The 17312-nt window shown below is 70.3% G+C and carries 17 protein-coding genes; 10 read left to right on the forward strand and 7 right to left on the reverse strand.

Features of this window, described 5'->3' with window-relative positions; genetic code table 11:
* The 4 genes from rplK to LX14_RS11505 all read left to right on the forward strand — a co-directional run bounded on the left by rplK (position 1) and on the right by LX14_RS11505 (position 6215).
* Entirely contained in the window at positions 1-435 is a 435-nt protein-coding gene (rplK, locus tag LX14_RS11490; protein WP_253647322.1) for a 50S ribosomal protein L11, read from the forward strand.
* 134 nt (positions 436-569) lie between these two features.
* Positions 570-1286 (forward strand): 50S ribosomal protein L1, encoded by a 717-nt coding sequence (rplA, locus tag LX14_RS11495; RefSeq protein WP_253647323.1) that lies wholly within the window; start codon positions 570-572, stop codon positions 1284-1286.
* A 189-nt stretch (positions 1287-1475) separates the two neighbouring features.
* The gene (locus tag LX14_RS11500; protein WP_253647989.1) at positions 1476-2297 is read left to right on the forward strand and encodes a DUF2786 domain-containing protein; all 822 of its coding nucleotides are present in this window, start codon (positions 1476-1478) and stop codon (positions 2295-2297) included.
* Positions 2298-2354: 57 nt separating this feature from the next.
* Positions 2355-6215, forward strand: a complete 3861-nt coding sequence (locus LX14_RS11505) for a WD40 repeat domain-containing protein (RefSeq protein WP_253647324.1) — start codon at positions 2355-2357, stop codon at positions 6213-6215.
* Here the strand turns inward: LX14_RS11505 and LX14_RS11510 are convergent.
* From LX14_RS11510 to LX14_RS11535, 6 genes are all read right to left on the reverse strand, one after another.
* Complete coding sequence (locus LX14_RS11510) at positions 6194-6721, reverse strand: hypothetical protein (RefSeq protein WP_253647325.1); 528 nt, start codon at positions 6719-6721, stop codon at positions 6194-6196. The genes LX14_RS11505 and LX14_RS11510 overlap by 22 nt on opposite strands.
* Positions 6722-6743: 22 nt before the next feature.
* The gene (locus LX14_RS11515) at positions 6744-6923 is read right to left on the reverse strand and encodes a hypothetical protein (RefSeq protein WP_253647326.1); all 180 of its coding nucleotides are present in this window, start codon (positions 6921-6923) and stop codon (positions 6744-6746) included.
* Between the two features lie 75 nt (positions 6924-6998).
* Positions 6999-7562, reverse strand: a complete 564-nt coding sequence (locus tag LX14_RS11520; protein ID WP_253647327.1) for a hypothetical protein — start codon at positions 7560-7562, stop codon at positions 6999-7001.
* Positions 7559-8527: an alpha/beta fold hydrolase gene (locus LX14_RS11525; protein ID WP_253647328.1), complete on the reverse strand. Its 969-nt coding sequence runs from the start codon at positions 8525-8527 to the stop codon at positions 7559-7561. The genes LX14_RS11520 and LX14_RS11525 overlap by 4 nt, the downstream gene beginning before the upstream one ends.
* Complete coding sequence (locus LX14_RS11530) at positions 8524-9399, reverse strand: HTTM domain-containing protein (RefSeq protein ID WP_253647329.1); 876 nt, start codon at positions 9397-9399, stop codon at positions 8524-8526. The genes LX14_RS11525 and LX14_RS11530 overlap by 4 nt, the downstream gene beginning before the upstream one ends.
* A 100-nt stretch (positions 9400-9499) precedes the next feature.
* Positions 9500-9706 carry a hypothetical protein gene (locus tag LX14_RS11535; protein ID WP_253647330.1) on the reverse strand — a complete coding sequence of 69 codons (207 nt, stop codon included), beginning with the start codon at positions 9704-9706 and terminating at the stop codon, positions 9500-9502.
* Between the two features lie 213 nt (positions 9707-9919).
* Here LX14_RS11535 and LX14_RS11540 point away from each other — a divergent pair, with 213 nt between their 5' ends.
* A complete protein-coding gene (locus tag LX14_RS11540; RefSeq protein WP_253647331.1) occupies positions 9920-10411 on the forward strand; it encodes a TIGR04338 family metallohydrolase in 492 nt (163 codons plus the stop codon).
* 64 nt (positions 10412-10475) lie between these two features.
* On the opposite strand, the gene LX14_RS11545 is transcribed toward LX14_RS11540, so the two are convergent.
* A complete protein-coding gene (locus tag LX14_RS11545) occupies positions 10476-12548 on the reverse strand; it encodes a CocE/NonD family hydrolase (RefSeq protein ID WP_253647332.1) in 2073 nt (690 codons plus the stop codon).
* A gap of 591 nt (positions 12549-13139) precedes the next feature.
* Between LX14_RS11545 and rplJ the strand changes: the two genes are divergently transcribed.
* The 5 genes from rplJ (at position 13140) to LX14_RS11570 (ending at position 17312) form a co-directional block, all read left to right on the forward strand.
* Positions 13140-13712 carry a 50S ribosomal protein L10 gene (gene rplJ / locus LX14_RS11550; RefSeq protein WP_253647333.1) on the forward strand — a complete coding sequence of 191 codons (573 nt, stop codon included), beginning with the start codon at positions 13140-13142 and terminating at the stop codon, positions 13710-13712.
* A gap of 69 nt (positions 13713-13781) precedes the next feature.
* On the forward strand, positions 13782-14171 hold the full coding sequence (gene rplL / locus LX14_RS11555; protein WP_253647334.1) for a 50S ribosomal protein L7/L12: 390 nt from the start codon (positions 13782-13784) through the stop codon (positions 14169-14171).
* A gap of 253 nt (positions 14172-14424) precedes the next feature.
* Positions 14425-15588 (forward strand): ABC transporter ATP-binding protein, encoded by a 1164-nt coding sequence (locus LX14_RS11560; protein ID WP_253647335.1) that lies wholly within the window; start codon positions 14425-14427, stop codon positions 15586-15588.
* A gap of 44 nt (positions 15589-15632) precedes the next feature.
* A complete protein-coding gene (locus LX14_RS11565) occupies positions 15633-16439 on the forward strand; it encodes an MlaE family ABC transporter permease (protein WP_253647336.1) in 807 nt (268 codons plus the stop codon).
* 12 nt (positions 16440-16451) lie between these two features.
* Positions 16452-17312, forward strand: a complete 861-nt coding sequence (locus LX14_RS11570; RefSeq protein ID WP_253647337.1) for an MlaE family ABC transporter permease — start codon at positions 16452-16454, stop codon at positions 17310-17312.

Raw genomic sequence — 17312 nt, forward strand, 5'->3', positions numbered from 1 at the left:
ATGCCCCCCAAGAAGAAGAAGCTCGCCGGGATCATCAAGCTCCAGATCCAGGCCGGTGCGGCGAACCCCGCCCCGCCGGTGGGTCCGGCGCTCGGTCAGCACGGCGTGAACATCATGGAGTTCTGCAAGGCCTACAACGCGGCGACCGAGTCGCAGCGTGGCTCGGTCATCCCGGTCGAGATCTCGGTCTACGAGGACCGCTCGTTCGACTTCAAGCTGAAGACGCCTCCCGCGTCGAAGCTCCTGCTGAAGGCCGCCGGCCTGCAGAAGGGTTCGGGCGAGCCGCACACGAACAAGGTCGGCAAGGTCTCCATGGACCAGATCCGTGAGATCGCCAAGACCAAGCAGGAAGACCTCAACGCCAACGACGTCGAGCAGGCCGCGAAGATCATCGCCGGCACCGCCCGGTCGATGGGCATCACGGTCGACGGCTGAGCTAAGCCGTCCAGCAGGACACCGTCGGCGATCCGTCGACGCCGTCGGCATCGCGCCGACACCCAACTCGTGGGAGGGCCGGCTCGGCCCGTACACCACCGATCCGCGTGAGTTGCGGAGAAGGAACTGAGCACATGAGCAAGAAGAGCAAGGCATATCAGGCCGCGGCCGAGAAGGTCGATCGCGACAAGCTGTACAGCCCGCTGGAGGCTGCAGCGCTGGCGAAGGAGACGGGCTCGTCGAAGTACGACGCCACCGTCGAGGTCGCGATCCGTCTCGGCGTCGACCCCCGCAAGGCCGACCAGATGGTCCGCGGCACCGTCAACCTGCCGCACGGCACCGGCAAGACCGCGCGCGTGATCGTGTTCGCCGTCGGTGACAAGGCCGCCGAGGCGACCGCCGCCGGCGCCGACGAGGTGGGCGCCGAGGACCTGATCGAGAAGATCCAGGGCGGCTGGCTCGACTTCGACGCGGCCATCGCCACGCCGGACCAGATGGCGAAGGTCGGACGCATCGCACGCGTCCTCGGCCCGCGTGGCCTGATGCCGAACCCGAAGACCGGCACCGTGACGCCGGACGTGACGAAGGCTGTCAACGACATCAAGGGCGGCAAGATCAACTTCCGCGTCGACAAGGCCGCGAACCTGCACTTCGTCATCGGCAAGGCGTCGTTCGACCAGACCAAGCTGGCCGAGAACTACGGCGCCGCGCTCGACGAGATTCTGCGCGCCAAGCCGTCCGCCGCGAAGGGCCGGTACCTCAAGAAGGTCACCGTCTCGACCACGTCGGGCCCGGGCATCCCGGTCGACCCGGCGGTCAACCGCAACTACGCGGTGGCCCCGGAGGCCTGATCTCCGCTCGGCGGAGGCGGCCTGATCTCCGCTCGGCGGAGGCGGCCTGATCTCCGCTCGGCGGAGGCGGCCTGATCTCCGCTCCAGCACCACAGCGCGACAGCCGCGTCGGATCCCACGATCCGACGCGGCTGTCGCCGTCTGCGCCGTCGGACGGAACCGACGGGAGTCCGGGAGAGTCGAATGAACATGCGAGACGACAAACACCTCACACGCATCGCGAACCTGCTGCGGCAGGCGGAGGGCACCGACAACGAACACGAGGCCGCGACGTTCCTGCAGGCGGCGCAGCGCCTGGCGACCGCCGCCTCCATCGACATCGCGGTGGCACGCGCCCATGACCCGTCCGCCGCACGATCGGCGCCGACGGTCCGCCAGATCGCGATCGGCACGGCGGGTAAACGCGGACTGCGGACCTACGTCGCGCTGTTCGTGGCGATCGGTCACGCCAACGACCTGAAGGTCGACGTGGCCCACAACTCGACCTTCGTGATGGCCTACGGCTTCCCGGGCGACATCGACGCCACCGAGACCCTCTACAGCTCGCTGGTGGTGCAGATGGTCACCGCGAGCGACGCCTACCTGAAGTCCGGTGCGTACAAGGAGGAGGTGGCCGCGAAGGTCGTCACCGACCGTGGTGCGTGGCGGACCCGGCGCCGGGTCGAGTACACGCCGCTGTCGCCGATCACGGCGCGCCTGAACTTCCAGTCGGCGTTCGCCGAGCGCATCGGCACCCGGCTGCGTGAGGCGCGCGACGAGGCCCGGGCCGAGGCGGAATCCGCTGACACCGGCCGGTCGCGGTCCACCCAGATCGCGCTGCGGGACAAGGAGATCGAGGTGGTCGACTACCACCGCGCCGAGTCCACCGCCCGCGGCACGTGGCGGGGGTCGAGCGCGTCGGCGGGCTACTCCGAGGGTGCGCGCCGGGCCGGCGACCGTGCGGGCCGTCGCGCCCGGATCGGGGAGCAGGAGCGGCTCGGGGCGCCCCGCGGAGCGCTCGAGGAGGGCTGACCCGCAGCGTCGGGCTCGCCGCGCGAGATTTCGTGAGGCGCACTATCGTCACTGCGTATGGGTGCAGGTGCGTGTGACCCGTTCGCCGAGCGCCTCACCCGGCTCATCGTGCTCGCCGGTTCCCCGACGCTGGCTCGGGTCAGCGCAGCCGCGAACCGTGTCCCCACCGCGGGCCGGCGGCGGGCGATGACACCGCAACGCATCAGCGACTGGCGTCGGGGAAGGCACCTCCCCGCCGATTTTCCCACCCTCGAGCCGGTGTTGATCGCGTTGATCGCCGCCGTCGACCGAACCCGGTCCGACGTCGAACCCGCGATCGTGAGCGTCGACGCCTGGCGCGAGTTCTTCGCACACGTCACGGCGCGCGACACCACGGTTGGCGAGGACGACCTGCACCCGTCGATCCCCGCGGGGAGACCGCCGTACCGGGGTCTGTCCGAGTACACGACCGACGACCACCAGGTGTTCCACGGCCGCAGTCGCGCGGTCGAGGAGCTGGTCGGGCGCATCCGGGCGGTCGCTGCCGACAGGTCGTCGCCGGCCGTGCTCGCCCTGACAGCCCCGAGCGCGGCGGGGAAGTCGTCGCTGCTCAGCGCCGGACTCATCGGAGGCCGTGCTCTCGACGACGACCCGTCGCCGGCGGGATCGAGATGGAAGTACCTCCGCGTGGAGCTCGGCGTCGACCCTCGTGCGCAGGTGGAGGACGCGGTGCGCGAGGTCGACCACGAGCGGACCGTCCTCGTCGTGGACCGGCTCGAACTCGTCCTGGGCGCGGGTGACGCGTCCCGCCGACGCGCATTCGCCGACGCGGTGACAGCCGCGGCAACCGGCGGTGACAGGCCGCGGGTCGTCGTGGTGCTGACGGTCCGCGCCGACCTGTTCGGTGCCTGCCTCCGCCTGCCGGGGCTCGGAGCACTCCTGGCCCGGCGATCGATGATCCTGCCGCCGATGAACGACGCCGAGCTCCGGGAGGTCATCACCGGCCCCGCCCGCGACGCCGGGCTCCGGGTGGAGGCCGGGCTCGCCGACCTCGTCATCACCGACGTCCACCGCGCGACGGCCCACGACGACCGTGCCGGCCGTCTGCCGCTGCTGTCGCATGTCCTCGCGGCGACATGGACACGGCGGACGCACGCGACGCTCACGGTGGCCGGCTATCGCGCGGTCGGGGGTGTCGCCGGGTCGGTGTCGCAGGCCGCAGAAGACGCGTGGGCGCGGCTCGACAAGCCAGGGCGCGCCACCGCCACATCGGTCCTCATGTCCCTGATCCACCTCTACCCGGGCGGGGCGACCTGCGTCGACGTCGACCGAGACGCCCTCATCGCCGCGTTCGACGACACCGACCGCGTGCGCGCGGTCGTCGACCACCTGACAGCCGCCCGGTTGGTGACGGTGAGCGCGGAGCGGGTCGGGCTGGTCCACGAGTCGCTCCTGGTGGCCTGGCCGCGTCTGGCCGAATGGATCGAGCGCGACGCGGAGATCGGACCTCTCCGGCAACGAGTTCTCGCCGACGCCCGTGCGTGGGACGCCCACGACCGCCAGCGGCACTTCCTCTACGTCGGTGCCCGGCTCGCCCAGGCCGCACCGCTCCTGGACCACCGCGACCGGACCGCCGGGCCGCGCAACCGGCTGCTCGACGGGTTCCTCGCCGCCTCGCAGCGGCGGGAGCGCCGGATCCGACGGGGCCGGCGCGCGGTGACGGCGTCGATCGCCGTCCTGCTGGTCGTGGTGTCGGCGGTGGCCGCCTACGCGGTGATGGTCGGACGGCAGGCGGTCCACGCCCGTGAGCGTGCCGAGGCGATCGGGCTCATGGCGACCGCCGACAGCCTGCGTGCCGACGACCCGTCGACGTCGGCCTATCTCACGGCGGCGGCGTATCTCGACCGCCCCGACGACGACGCCCTCGCCCGCCTGTACGCCAGCGAGACCATGCCGATCGCGGGGGCGACAGACGCGCATCGCGGAACCGTCTACGACGTGGCGGTCGGTCCCCACGGCGACGTCGTCGCCAGCATCGGCTACGACCGGGCGGTCCGGGTGTGGCGGGTCGATGACCGGTCGGGCGCGCTGCGGCCCGCGGCGACCGTCCGGGACGCCCACGGCGCCTTCGGCACGTCGGTCGCGATCGACCGGACCGGGACACTGCTCGCCACCGCCGGCGGGGACGGGGTGGTGCGGCTGTTCGACATCTCCGATCCGTCCGCACCTCGCGAGCGGGGTCGCGTGCGGAGCGCAGGCCCGGCCGCGTACCTGGCGCGGTTCAGTCCCTCGGGCCCAGTGCTCGCGGTCGCGACGGACGCGGGCACCGCCGAGGTGTGGGACGTACACGACCCCGCCTCCCCGCGGCGGGTGTCCGAGCTCGTGACGGGGGACGGCGCAGCCGTGCGCGCGGTCGCGTGGGCTCCGGACTCCCGGACGCTGGCGACCGGCGGCGACGACCGGATCACGCGACTGTGGGACGTCTCGTCACCCGCGGCCCCGCGCCTACGCACGGTCGTCGCGGCAGACGTCCGACGCACCGTCCACGCACTGGCCTTCAGCCCCGACGGCACCAGGCTCGCAGTCGGCGACGACGACCCTGCGGTCCTGGTGTACCGGCTCGACGACGGCCCCACACCCCGCGCTCTGGGTGCGCCGATCGACGTGAACACCGACGCGGTGTGGTCGGTGATGTTCGCGCCGGACTCACGGACCCTGGCCGTCGGGAGTTTCGACGGCACCATCCGCCGGTGGGACACCGGGGGCCCGCCGAGGGAGATCGGGCAGCCCATGTCGATCACATCCGGCGCGGTGGCTGCCATCGCCTACACCCCCGACGGTTCGCGGATCGTCGCCGGTGGATCGGACGGTCGGATCCGGATGTGGCGACCCCCGTCGACGCCCGTTCTGATCCACGACGGCGCCATCACCGGACTCGCCCTCGCTCGGTCTGCCGGTGTCGCCGCGACAGTGGGTTCCGACGGTCGGTTCAGCATCTCGCGTATCGGATCCGCAGGGACCGGGGGACGGTCGCTCGCTCAGCTCTCCTCGATCGGGATCGGCACCTCCGACGCCCAGCCGGATGTCGCAATCCGCGACGACGGCTCACTCACCGCGGTGGCCGGTGGTGGTTCCAGCAGACTGTCCCTGTATGACACGACCGACCCCACGCAACTGCGGGCGGTGGGGCCGTCGTTGCCGTTGTCGACGCGATATCTGCAGAGGGTCAGCGCCATGGGTAGAGACCGTCTCGTCGTCGCCGACTCCGATTACAGCGTGCGTCTGGTCGACGTCCGCGACCCTCACCGGACGTCCTGGGGCGGTCCGTCATTGATGGGCCCGGGATCGTTCGTCGAGTCGATCGCGGCGAGTTCTGATGGGAGGGCGGTCTGGGTCGGATTCGCGGACGGTTCGATCCGCGGGTGGGACGTGAGTGATGCGTCCCGGCCGCGTCCCGGACCCGTGCTGCTCGGGCATCGAGGGCGGGTTCGGTCCGTCGCGCTGTCGCGTGACGACCACGTCCTGGTCTCGGGGGGCGACGATCAGACTCTGCGGGTGTGGGACCTGTCGTCGGGTACCGCTGCGACGCGGTCGGTCCCGGCTGCGGTGGGGGCACTGGCGGTCTCACCGGACGGGTCGACGATAGCGGTGACGACCGCCGACGCCGGTGTCCGGCTCTTCCGCGCCGCCGGGGTCGACGCCCCCCGGCCGCTGTCGGGCAGCTCGATCGCCGCGCGGTCGGCCGGGGAGACGGTCGAGACGGCGTTCGACGCCCACGGTGGCCTGATCGCGACGAGCGGCCCGGCCGTCCAGCTGTGGACGCTGGACGGCCGGGCCGACCTGGCACGCATCTGTGCGGGGACCACCGGCACGGTCACGCCACAGGGGTGGTCGGCGCTTGCTCTGGGGTCGATCCGTCAGCCCACGTCCTGCGGATGACGATCGGTGGTCCGGACTGCCGGCGCCGCCCGCAGCCACGACCGCGTGCGCGGCAGGGCGACGCTCGCGAGGATCACGACACCGCAGGCGACTTGTAGGGCGCGGGGCGTGGTGAGCCACCAGGGTCCGCCGTCGACGACCCAGTAGCCGTATCCGATGACGGTGATCAGTCCGTAGGCGACGACGACGGTCAGGGCATGCGATGACCTCTCGACGACGTATTCGACGAGTCGCGTGAAGGAGAACACCCAGAAGAGGGCGAACACACAGCGGACCCCGATGCCGATGTAGATGCCGAGCACCTCGCCGGGTGGCGCATCGGCGCGGGTCGCCCACCCGTGGTCGGCGAGGAACCAGTCGACGTAGGCGGGCGCGAGCGCCACCGACACGGCCAGTTGGACGAGCGACAACGCGAACAGCGCACACACCGAGGCGAGGATCAGTCTGACCCCGACGGCGTCGGCAGCGCGCCATCCTGACCGCAGGGCTGTCACGAGTTTGCGCATCACGACCTCCAGGACGGGGTGCCTAGGACTTGTGCACCGTCTCGGCACGCCACCAGATGCCGATGGCCACGAGACCGAGGATCACGGGCAGCGCGATGTAGATCGGGGACGGCGCCCCACCGACCACGATGGCGATGAGCGCGATGACCGCGAACACGCCCAGGAGACCGGCTTTGGCGTACTCGACTCCGAGTCGGGACATTCTTCGAACTCCTCTCCTCCGTGCGGCCGTGAGGCCGCGACGATGTCGTTAGTCTGACAAACTTCGTCGGCTGCGTCAGGTCGGGACGGGCTCCGCCGACGACGCCCTCGGGCAGTCCAAGAACCGTGACACCAGGACGGGCTGGAGCAGCGAGGTCGTGGGCCCGGGCCGGGACGTCAGCAACAGGAACTGCACCTGCGCCGGGTCGCCGAACCGCGACGCCGCGTGGATCACGTGATCGGCGAGGAGGCGGTACGGCGGCGACGAGGCGATCGCGTCGAAGTCGCCGTCGTGGGAGACGGCGAGCATCTTGAGCTGTTGCGTCGCGTCGAACAGGGCCTTCGGTCCCCGCGTGCCCGGGTTCCACAGTGGCGCCCACCACGGTCGGTCGACGCTCAGCTCGACCTCCTCCCATTCCGCTGTGGGCGACCCCTCGACCGCCGGCCGGGTGAACAGGTGGATGTCGTCCACACCCGGGTTGGGGCCGAAGAACCGCCATGTGGGGGTCTCGCCGGCCCAGGGCGCGACACGTCGCGCCGTCGCGTGCTGGTCGGGCAGGTTGTCGACGGCGGTGAGCACGAGGTGGCCGGCCACGGTGCCGACGGCCGCACCCGCGATCACGTCGCGCAGCCGGGTCATGAGGCCACCTCCTCGACCGATCGGACGCAGGTGCCGGTGTACCACCGCTCGAGTTGGTCGGCGACGGTCTCGGCGTGCCGCCGGAACCCGAGGATCGACCGGTGGCCGGCGCCGTGCACCACCTGGTGGGTCGCACCGAGTCCGTCGGCGAGCGAACGCTGTGCGCGCATGTGCGCCGTCGAGCCCTCGTGGCTGTTCGACGCACTCAGCACGAGGGTCGGGGGCAGCGGGCTGCGGGACAGCGCCGACGCCGCCTCCGAGAACCGTCGGTACTCGCGCGTCGCGGTGCGCACGGTGCGGGTGTCGACGACGAACCTGGCGAACCGCTGCTGCACCGACGAGCGGTGGTCGACCTCGTCGAGGACCGGGTTGGCCACGGTCGTGGTGCCCAGCACCGCCCCGACCATCTCGAGGTGCATCGACTGCATGATGCGTCCGCGCCGCTCCGGGTCCGACCACACCGCGTCGAGAAGGGACGGATCGGTGCTGTCGACGAGGCAGACGCCGACGACGCGTCGCGCCAGGTCCGGGGTGTGGGCGAGCGCCGCACGCACCGCCATCCCACCGATGGAGTGCGCGAGGAGCACCACCGGCCGCGAACCGTCGAACTCGCGCCGCAGGATGCCCTGGATCAGGGCGCCCGGGTCGCTTGTCGCCGTCGTCGCGCCGTACCCAGCGCGGTGGTAGGCGACCACGCTCGTCGACGACGACAGCGCCTCGGCGACCCAGTCCCAGCACTCGAGGGGGGCGCCGAGACCGTTCTCGCACACGACGATCGGGCCGTCGCGGTGGTCCGCCCCCCACGTGCGGTACTCGACGCGCCCGTCGCCGAGATCGAACACCGTGTTGCCGGACCGTGCCTGCTCCCGCAGCTCGCGTTCCGAGCGGCGGTGCGACGCGGCGCGGGTCGCCCACAATCCGAGGACTCCGGCGAGTCCACCGCCCAGCAGCGTCTCGACGCTCATGCCGCGACCTCCGTCACCGTCTCCGCGCCACCCCGCAGCAGACGCAGCGCGGGCGTCGTCGGCGTGGCGCCACGCGCTGCCAGCACGTACTCGGTCGCCGGATGCGTCGCCGAGAACGCCCAGATGAAGCGGGGCAGACCCATGAAGTGCCCGATCGCCAGGTGGAACACCTTCGCGAAGGCGAGGACCGGACGACTGAGGCGCTCAGGCAGCAGATAGACGACCGGGAACGCCGTCTCCCACAGGATGGTCTGCCAGCAGATCACCGTCCCCAGGAACGGCATCCGTTCCAGAAGTCGGCTCACGCGCGGGTCGCCGTACATGGACGTACGCATGACGCCCGCGAACGCCCGACCCGATCGCCAGTCCGAGGACACCAGCTTGATGAGTCCCGAGGCGGCGTACGAGATCGCCAGCTGCGCGTTGACCGCGCGCAGGAAGAGGTCGTCGGCGCGGTCGGGGTCGGCGACGACGCCGCTGATCGCGTCGTAGCCCTGGATGACGCGCTGCATCTGGTCGGACCCGTCCCGACCGTAGGGGTTTCGTTGCGCCGAGAGGTTCGCCACCAGCGTCGAGGTGGCAGCCGACGCGATGCGGACCGGACGCCGGTCGGCGAACGCGAGCGTCGCGAGGCCACAGACGAGGTCGGCGGCAGACAGCACGGTGGCGGTGCGCGGGTGATCCAGGATCTTGGCGAGTCGACGACTGCGACGGGCCAGTGGTGCGTTGGTGGCGACGGCCTGACCCCGGAGGATCCCGTCGTCGGCGTACAGATGTGTGCGGGCGAGCGACTCGGCGGCGTTCACCGTCTGACCCACGGCGGCGACACGGCGGACCCGTGCCGCGGCGTGGGCGGCGCTGCGAACGGACATCCTCACTCCTGAGGTCGATGGGAGATGCGTCGGGTCGGCGCGACTCCCGGCCGCGCACGCCGACCACGAGGGTCGGCCGCGGCCGGGAGCGCGGTCCGGGTCAGCTGTTCGCGGCGTTGGCCGCGTTGACGACCGCGGTGGTGGCGTTCAGGGTGGCGGTCACGAGCGCGATGTCCTCGGGCGTGGTGACGACGGTCGCCGGCGTGGTCATGACGGGCGCCGAGGCGTCGGCTCCGGTCAGGCCCGGCTGGACGTCGGCGAAGGCGCCGTTGACGGTCGCGGCGAGTGCACCGTTGGTGAACTGCATGGACTTCTCCTCCACGTGTGTTTTCCGGTCGCCCCCGGCATTCCGACCGGCGGCGGCCACCGAGCTCCGGCGGCACCTCGAGGATCCCCCGCACAGGTGGACGGTTCCAGCCTCATCGGGAATCGCCGCAGGTCAGGCGGCATGACCGGAAATCCGGACCGGCGACGCCGGTGGTCCGGCGAGGCTGTCCGGGCCCCCGAGTACGGTGCGCGCATGGGGACCGACCGGGGGCGGGAAGCGCTCTACGCCGCGGAACGGATGGCGCACCTGGTGTTCGAGGCGCCCGGGACCGGGGCACAGATCGGCGGCGTCCCGGTGACCGTCCCGCCGGAGGCTCGGTTCGGTTCGGTCGAGTCGGTGGCCGCGCACGTCGAGCGGGTGCTGGCCCGCCCGTCGGTGCGCGAGCGGTTCCCCCGTGCCGTCGAGCCTGTCGTCGTCCGCGCCCGCCGTGGACCGAGGAGTGCCCATTACGAGGCGGGTCCACCGGCGGTGATCGCGGTGCCGGAGGACCGCGAGGGACGGTGGGCGCTACGGGAGCTGGTGGTGCTGCACGAACTGGCACACCACCTCGACGACAGTGGGGGAGCGGCACACGGTCCGGCGTTCGCGACCACGCTCATCGACCTCGTCGCCGACGTCGTCGGGCCGGAGGCCGGGTGGATCTACCGCGTGCTGTTCACCGAGAGCGACGTCCCGATCGGCTGAGTGCCCGCTCGGCGTGCGTTGTCGGCCCACTCGGTGCGCATCGTGTGCCCACTCGGCGAGCTGATCACCAGCCGGGTGCGCCGACCGCCAGGAACGACAGGTAGCTCGGGTGCGCGGGGTCGAGGACCAGCGACTGGCGACGGCCGCGGGCACGGATCAGGTCGGGGACGACCGTCATGTACCGCGGGAAGCTGGCGGCGTAGACGTCGACGCGCAGTCGGTGACCGATCTCGAGGACCGCGTCGGTCGGGACCAGGTCGATGTCGATGGGGATCGGCACGTCCGCGGGCACCGGCAGCTTCCGTCGCCGGCTGAGGTGGTGGTACGGCGAGAGCAGCGTGCCGTCGGCGGCGTACTCCGACTTCGACCTGTCGTAGGCCCGGTTCGACATCGTCAGCGCGCCGTTGGTGAGCACCGTCGAGGTCCCGTCGGCGGCGACGTCGTTGACGGTCACCGCCCACGTCCCCTCGTTGCCGGACGTCGACACGTACAGATGCAGGTTCATCGACCCGGAGATCTGGGTGCGCTCCCGGGTGGCGGCCGTGGTGAAGGTCAGGCCGCCGGCCTCCTGGCCGCGGGCGTCGACGGTGAACTCGCGACCCAGCATCGCGGTGATCCCGGCGGTCACCTGGGACATGTCGCGCGACTTCAGGCCGCGGGTGTCGGGCCGGACGCCGAGCGCGCGGCGGCCCCGCGGACGATCGGTGCCGAGCACACCGTCGAAGACCGCGTGGTCGGCGGTGGCGGAACAGGAGTCGGTGAGGTCGAGTCGGCGGACCGACACCCCGGGGCGGGGGAAGCTCTCACCCGACGTCCACGAGCCGCCCTGCTGCTCGAGGGTCACAGGTCCGTACTGCTCGACACCGTTGTCGATGTCCTTGAGCCACCGGTCGAACCAGGCGCGTTCGAGCACGTCGACCCGAGGAGGGTTGCCCGTCGACCCGAAGCCGGATCCCGCATCGATGTGATAGCCGTCGGCGACGACGAGCTGCTTGCGTCCCGGTTCCATCTGGAGGTGGTCGTAGACCGAGGTCGCGCTGCGGCCGAACAGGTCGTGCCAGGCACCGAACAGGAAGGTGGGCACCTCGATGCGGGCGACGTCGGGATCGCGCTCGTCGAAGTACGGGTCGTCGTAGATGCGGTCGTCGCGGCCGGTGAGGAAACCCCACGCGAGCGAACCGACCTCGGTCGCCGGCGACGCCACGCGGTGGCGCAACCAGGTCAGCCCGTTGCCGTCGACGAGGTCCTTCGCCGCGGTGGCCGGGTTGGGCATCCACTTGAGGACGTTGACCACCGAGAGCCAGATGGGGATGAACAGCGACGGCATCCCGCCCGTGATGTAGATGTCGCGGACGATGTCCTCGCACCCCTCGACGGCGAAGACGGCCTTGAGGCCGGCGGGGCGCTTGTCGGCCGCCTGCAGTGAGTTGATCGCCGAGTACGACCATCCGGCCAGACCGAACGTCCCGTCGCACCACGGCTGCTCGGCGACCCAGTCGCAGATCTCGACCGAGTCCTGCTGCTCCCGCGCGCCGAGGATCTGCCACTTGCCGTGGGACGACCCGGTGCCGCGCACGTCGACGATGACCTGGGTGTAGCCGCTGCGTACGAGGCTGCGGTTGATGCCGAACACCTCGAGGGCGCCGCCGGCGATCGTCCGGGTGATGTCGGTGATGCCGGACAGCGGGGTCCCGGCGAGGTCGACGGTGTCGGCGAGGCCGCGCAGTGCGCGACCGAACAGCGGGTTGTGCAGGGCGGTGTCGATCCCGTCGAGCACAGCCCGGTTGTAGGGGTTCACGCTGACGATCGCGGGGAACGCGGTGTCGACGGCGGTGCGGGAGGCGTCGGCCGGTCGGATGACGGTGGCGCGCAACACGACACCGTCGGACATGCGGATCTCGACGGAGCGGTCGATGGCGACGTCGGCGTAGCGCTGAGGACCGTCGACGAGCTGCTTCCACCGCAGGGCGTCCGCGCCGCCGGTCGGGTCGCCGAGGGGGAGCGTGGGCAGCGGGGTCGGCGTGGTCCGACGGGGTGTGGTGACCGGGAGAGGAACGGGGACCGGACGGGCGGCGTTCCGCACAGAGGACACCGGCCCGATGGCCGGCACGTCGCCGGGTTCTGCAGACACTGTCATCGCACGCACCTTCGCTGTGGCGGGGCGAGCACGTGTCTGCGTCCCCAGCTGCACGGATGCTGTGCTGGTCGCAGCGGACGCGTCCTCGAGTCCACTCCGTCGTCGGTCGATCCCGTACCCCAGCAACTGTGGCGCAGGTCACGACCCGTTCCGACCGAATGTAACCCAACCTATTGCGATCGAACGAGGGGGCCGGACGCATCGTGACAACAGTGGGACCGCGGTCCGCCTCCGTTACCGGATCGATACTTCGCGCACGCCGTGCCGGTGCCTCCCACGGGCCGGTGGCCGGCGATTTGGACGGTGCGCCACCGGCCCGTACGCTGGGACTCCAGTGCGTACGTCGCCTCGGCGGCCCGCTCTGATCGTTCAACCAGAGACCGTCGGTCGATCTCCCGCCTCGCGGGGGTTCCGAAGGCCCGGTGCATGCCGGCGACCCACGCAGGGGAACGAGGTGTGATCGCGTCGGGCCCAGCGCCCGCCCCCTCCGCGCCCCGGACCAGCTGCGTCCGGGGCGTTCGTCGTCTCCGGCCCCGTGGATCCCTCCGACAAGGGACCGTCCGACACGACACGTAGGAGAGGAGGCGAGACATGGCCAAGTCCGAGAAGGTAGCCGCAGTCGCGGAGATCGCAGAGCAGTTCCGGGGTTCCACGGCGACCGTGATCACGGAGTACCGCGGTCTGTCGGTCAAGCAGATCACCGATCTGCGTCGTTCCCTCGGCGAGGGCGCGACCTACTCCGTCGCGAAGAACACGCTGGTCAAGCGCGCCGCCACCGAAGCGGGCGTGGAGGGCCTCGACGACCTGTTCGTCGGTCCCACCGCGATCGCGTTCATCGAGGGCGAGCCCGTCAACGCGGCCAAGGCGATCAAGAACTTCGCCAAGGACAACAAGGCGCTGATCGTCAAGGGCGGCTACATGGACGGCCGCGCGCTGTCCGTCGCCGAGATCGACCAGATCGCCGATCTCGAGACCCGTGAGGTCCTGCTGGCCAAGATGGCCGGCGCCATGAAGGGCAACCTCGCCAAGGCTGCCGGGCTGTTCAGTCAGCCCGCATCGCAGGTCGCGCGTCTCGCCGCGGCCCTGCAGGAGAAGAAGTCCGCCGAGGGCGGCGCATCGGAAGCAGAGCCTGCTGCCGACGCACCGGCCGACGCTGCCGAGTGAGCGCACCCGCGCCCACATCACCACCCCAGAAACATTCCCCGATCCGGGGACAACAGGAAGGACGCCATCATGGCGAAGCTCAGCGCTGACGAGCTCATCGATCAGTTCAAGGAACTGACCCTGCTGGAGCTCAGCGATTTCGTGAAGAAGTTCGAAGAGGTCTTCGAGGTCACCGCAGCGGCTCCCGTCGCTGTCGCGGCCGCGGGTGCCCCGGCCGGCGGTGCCGCCGAGGCTGCTGTCGAGCAGGACGAGTTCGACGTCGTCCTCGAGGGCGCCGGCGACAAGAAGATCCAGGTCATCAAGGTGGTCCGTGAGGTCGTCTCCGGCCTGGGCCTCAAGGAGGCCAAGGACCTCGTCGAGAGCGCCCCCAAGGCGATCCTCGAGAAGGTGGACAAGGACGCCGCCGAGGCTGCCAAGGCCAAGCTCGAAGAGGCCGGCGCCAAGGTCTCCGTCAAGTGATCTGATCGCTTCCACGGAAGTGACGTCAGCTCGCTGACACCGGCCCGACCCCGGTCGAGCCACCCGACGAGGCCACCCCGTTCATGGGGTGGCCTCGTTGTCGTCTCACGACCCGAGCAGGACATCTGCCCAGCTCAGCGGCCTATTCCCGGCAGTCTGCATGAAATGGGGCGTTGATGTTCGAGGATCACGAACCGTGGGTTACAGTGACTCGAACCACAAGCGGGGCGGGAACAGAAGAGGGAGTCCGATAGTGGGTGTCGAGGTCAGTGTCGAGGGGCTCACGAAGTCCTTCGGTTCTCAGAACATCTGGCGCGACGTCACCCTGACCCTCCCCGAGGGCGAGGTCAGCGCGCTGCTGGGGCCCTCGGGTACCGGCAAGTCGGTGTTCCTCAAGGCCCTCATCGGTCTCCTCCACCCCGAGCAGGGGTCGGTCATCGTCGACGGCACGGACATCACCAAGTGCTCCTCGAAGGAGCTCTACGAGATCCGCAAGCTGTTCGGTGTCCTGTTCCAGGACGGCGCGCTGTTCGGCTCGATGAGCCTGTTCGACAACACCGCCTTCCCGCTGCGCGAGCACACCAAGAAGTCCGAGAGCGACATCCGCGACATCGTCATGGAGAAGCTGGACCTGGTCGGTCTGGCCGACGCGGGGGACAAGCTCCCCGGCGAGATCTCCGGCGGTATGCGCAAGCGCGCCGGCCTGGCCCGCGCCCTGGTGCTCGACCCGCAGATCATCCTGTGCGACGAGCCCGACTCGGGTCTGGACCCCGTCCGCACCGCCTACATCTCGCAGCTGCTGATCGACATCAACGCCGAGATCGACGCGACGATCCTCATCGTCACGCACAACATCAACATCGCCCGGACCATCCCGGACAACATCGGCATGCTGTTCCGCAAGGAACTCGTCATGTTCGGTCCGCGTGAGGTGCTGTTGACCTCCGAGGAACCCGCGGTCAAGCAGTTCCTCTCCGGTGACCGCTTCGGTCCGATCGGCATGTCCGAGGAGAAGGACGACGCGACCGCCGCCCAGGAGAAGGAACTCGCCGACGCCGGTATCGGTGGCGGCGGCACCAAGGACGACTTCTCCGAGATCATCCCGCAGGTGCAGCCGAATCCCGGTATGCCCGAACGCAAGGCGGCCGCCCGTCACCGCGAGCGCGTCGAAGAGATGATGCACGAGCTGCCCGAGAGCGCCCAGAAGGCGATCCGCGAATCACAGCAGGCCGAGGACGACATCCGCGAGGAGCGTCAGAAGGTCGCCGACGAGAACGGCAACGGCGACAACCGTGGCCGCGACGGAGGCGACCGTGGCCGCGACGGCGACAACGGTGGTCGCTCGGACGAGGCGTACGCCGGATCCGACGCGAACACCGAGCAGTTCCCGGCCTACCGGGCCGGCAACAACGCGTGACCGCATCACCTTTCCCATACCGCACGACGATCGAGGGCATCTAGATGAGCGGAGCCACCACGCGTGGCGTCGAACGGGTGAGCCAGGCCGGTAGTGCCGCGCTGACACAGACGGGCAACATCGTCCAGCTGTTCGCCGACGTCATCCGGAACATCTTCGTCCGCCCGTTCCAGCTGCGTGAATTCGTCCAACAGGCCTGGTTCATCGCCAGCGTCACCATCCTCCCGACCGCGCTGATCGCCATCCCGTTCGGCGCCGTCGTCTCGCTGCAGACCAGTTCGCTGATCCGGCAGCTCGGCGCCGAGTCGTTCACCGGCGCCACCAGCGTCCTGGTCGTGGTGCAGCAGGCCGCGCCCGTCATCACCACGCTGCTGGTGGCCGGTGCCGCCGGCTCGGCGGTCGCCGCCGACCTCGGCTCGCGCACCATCCGCGAGGAGATCGACGCGATGCGCGTGCTGGGCATCAACCCGGTGCAGCGGCTCGTCGTCCCGCGTGTGCTCGGCATGGTGCTCGTCGCGGTCCTGCTCAACGGCCTCGTCTGCGTCGTCGGCATCGCCGGCGGCTACTTCTTCAACGTGATCGTGCAGGGCGGTACCCCGGGTGCCTACCTCGCGTCGTTCTCGACACTGGCGCAGCTGCCCGACCTCTACATCGCCGAGCTCAAGGCCGCCATCTTCGGTCTGCTCGCCGGCGTGGTCGCCGCATACAAGGGACTCAACCCCTCGTCGGGTCCGAAGGGTGTCGGCGAGGCGGTCAACCAGAGCGTCGTCATCACCTTCCTGCTCCTGTTCTTCGCGAACCTGATCCTGACCGCCGTGTACCTGCAGATCGTCCCTCCTCGGGGCTCGTAGAGGGAATCGACGATGACCATCGCCAAGAGCAGGGCAGACCTGCTCAACTACCGCATCCGCCAGGGCGTCAACGCCCCGCTGAAGGTGCTCGACGGCGCCGGCGAGCAGATGTCGTTCTACGGCCGCGCCGTGGGATGGGCTCCCCGCACCATCACGCACTACCCCAAGGAACTCCTCCGACTGCTCGCCGAGGTCGCCTTCGGTGCGGGCGGCCTCGCCGTCATCGGCGGCACGATCGGCGTCATGGTGCTGCTCACCGGCTTCACCGGTGTCGTCGTCGGCCTGCAGGGCTACGCCGCGCTCGACCAGCTCGGTTCGCAGGCCCTCACCGGCTTCCTCTCGGCGTACGTCAACACCCGTGAGGTGGCGCCGCTGGTCGCCGGCCTCGCGCTGTCGGCGACGGTCGGCTGCGGCTTCACCGCGCAGCTCGGCGCCATGCGCATCTCCGAGGAGATCGACGCGCTCGAGGTCATGGCGGTCCCGTCGGTCCCGTTCCTGGTGACGACGCGCGTGCTCGCCGGCTTCATCGCGGTCATCCCGCTCTACGTGCTCGGACTGTTGGCGTCCTATCTGGCGACGCGCACGGTGACGACGGTGTTCAACGGCCAGTCACCGGGTTCCTACGACCACTACTTCAACCTGTTCCTGCCACCGGTCGACGTGTTGTGGTCGTTCGGCAAGGTGCTGATCTTCGCGTTCGTGATCATCCTCGTGCACTGCTACTACGGCTACTACGCCAGCGGCGGCCCCGCCGGCGTCGGCGTGGCCGTCGGACGTGCCGTCCGTGCGGCCCTGGTGCTGCTGGCTGTGCTCGACTTCTTCCTGGGCCTCGCGATCTGGGGCACCAGCACTTCGGTCAGGGTGGCGGGCTGA

The sequence above is a fragment of the Williamsia deligens genome (genome assembly GCF_024171765.1).
In the GTDB taxonomy this organism is placed as follows: domain Bacteria; phylum Actinomycetota; class Actinomycetes; order Mycobacteriales; family Mycobacteriaceae; genus Williamsia_A; species Williamsia_A deligens.

Excerpts from the sequence above, each read along its gene's own strand:
- rplK (WP_253647322.1), top strand. The coding sequence starts at position 1 with ATGCCCCCCAAGAAGAAGAAGCTCGCCGGGATCATCAAGCTCCAGATC.
- rplA (WP_253647323.1), top strand. The coding sequence starts at position 570 with ATGAGCAAGAAGAGCAAGGCATATCAGGCCGCGGCCGAGAAGGTCGAT.
- LX14_RS11500 (WP_253647989.1), top strand. The coding sequence starts at position 1,476 with ATGCGAGACGACAAACACCTCACACGCATCGCGAACCTGCTGCGGCAG.
- LX14_RS11505 (WP_253647324.1), top strand. The coding sequence starts at position 2,355 with ATGGGTGCAGGTGCGTGTGACCCGTTCGCCGAGCGCCTCACCCGGCTC.
- LX14_RS11510 (WP_253647325.1), bottom strand. The coding sequence starts at position 6,721 with ATGCGCAAACTCGTGACAGCCCTGCGGTCAGGATGGCGCGCTGCCGAC.
- LX14_RS11515 (WP_253647326.1), bottom strand. The coding sequence starts at position 6,923 with ATGTCCCGACTCGGAGTCGAGTACGCCAAAGCCGGTCTCCTGGGCGTG.
- LX14_RS11520 (WP_253647327.1), bottom strand. The coding sequence starts at position 7,562 with ATGACCCGGCTGCGCGACGTGATCGCGGGTGCGGCCGTCGGCACCGTG.
- LX14_RS11525 (WP_253647328.1), bottom strand. The coding sequence starts at position 8,527 with ATGAGCGTCGAGACGCTGCTGGGCGGTGGACTCGCCGGAGTCCTCGGA.
- LX14_RS11530 (WP_253647329.1), bottom strand. The coding sequence starts at position 9,399 with ATGTCCGTTCGCAGCGCCGCCCACGCCGCGGCACGGGTCCGCCGTGTC.
- LX14_RS11535 (WP_253647330.1), bottom strand. The coding sequence starts at position 9,706 with ATGCAGTTCACCAACGGTGCACTCGCCGCGACCGTCAACGGCGCCTTC.
- LX14_RS11540 (WP_253647331.1), top strand. The coding sequence starts at position 9,920 with ATGGGGACCGACCGGGGGCGGGAAGCGCTCTACGCCGCGGAACGGATG.
- LX14_RS11545 (WP_253647332.1), bottom strand. The coding sequence starts at position 12,548 with ATGACAGTGTCTGCAGAACCCGGCGACGTGCCGGCCATCGGGCCGGTG.
- rplJ (WP_253647333.1), top strand. The coding sequence starts at position 13,140 with ATGGCCAAGTCCGAGAAGGTAGCCGCAGTCGCGGAGATCGCAGAGCAG.
- rplL (WP_253647334.1), top strand. The coding sequence starts at position 13,782 with ATGGCGAAGCTCAGCGCTGACGAGCTCATCGATCAGTTCAAGGAACTG.
- LX14_RS11565 (WP_253647336.1), top strand. The coding sequence starts at position 15,633 with ATGAGCGGAGCCACCACGCGTGGCGTCGAACGGGTGAGCCAGGCCGGT.
- LX14_RS11570 (WP_253647337.1), top strand. The coding sequence starts at position 16,452 with ATGACCATCGCCAAGAGCAGGGCAGACCTGCTCAACTACCGCATCCGC.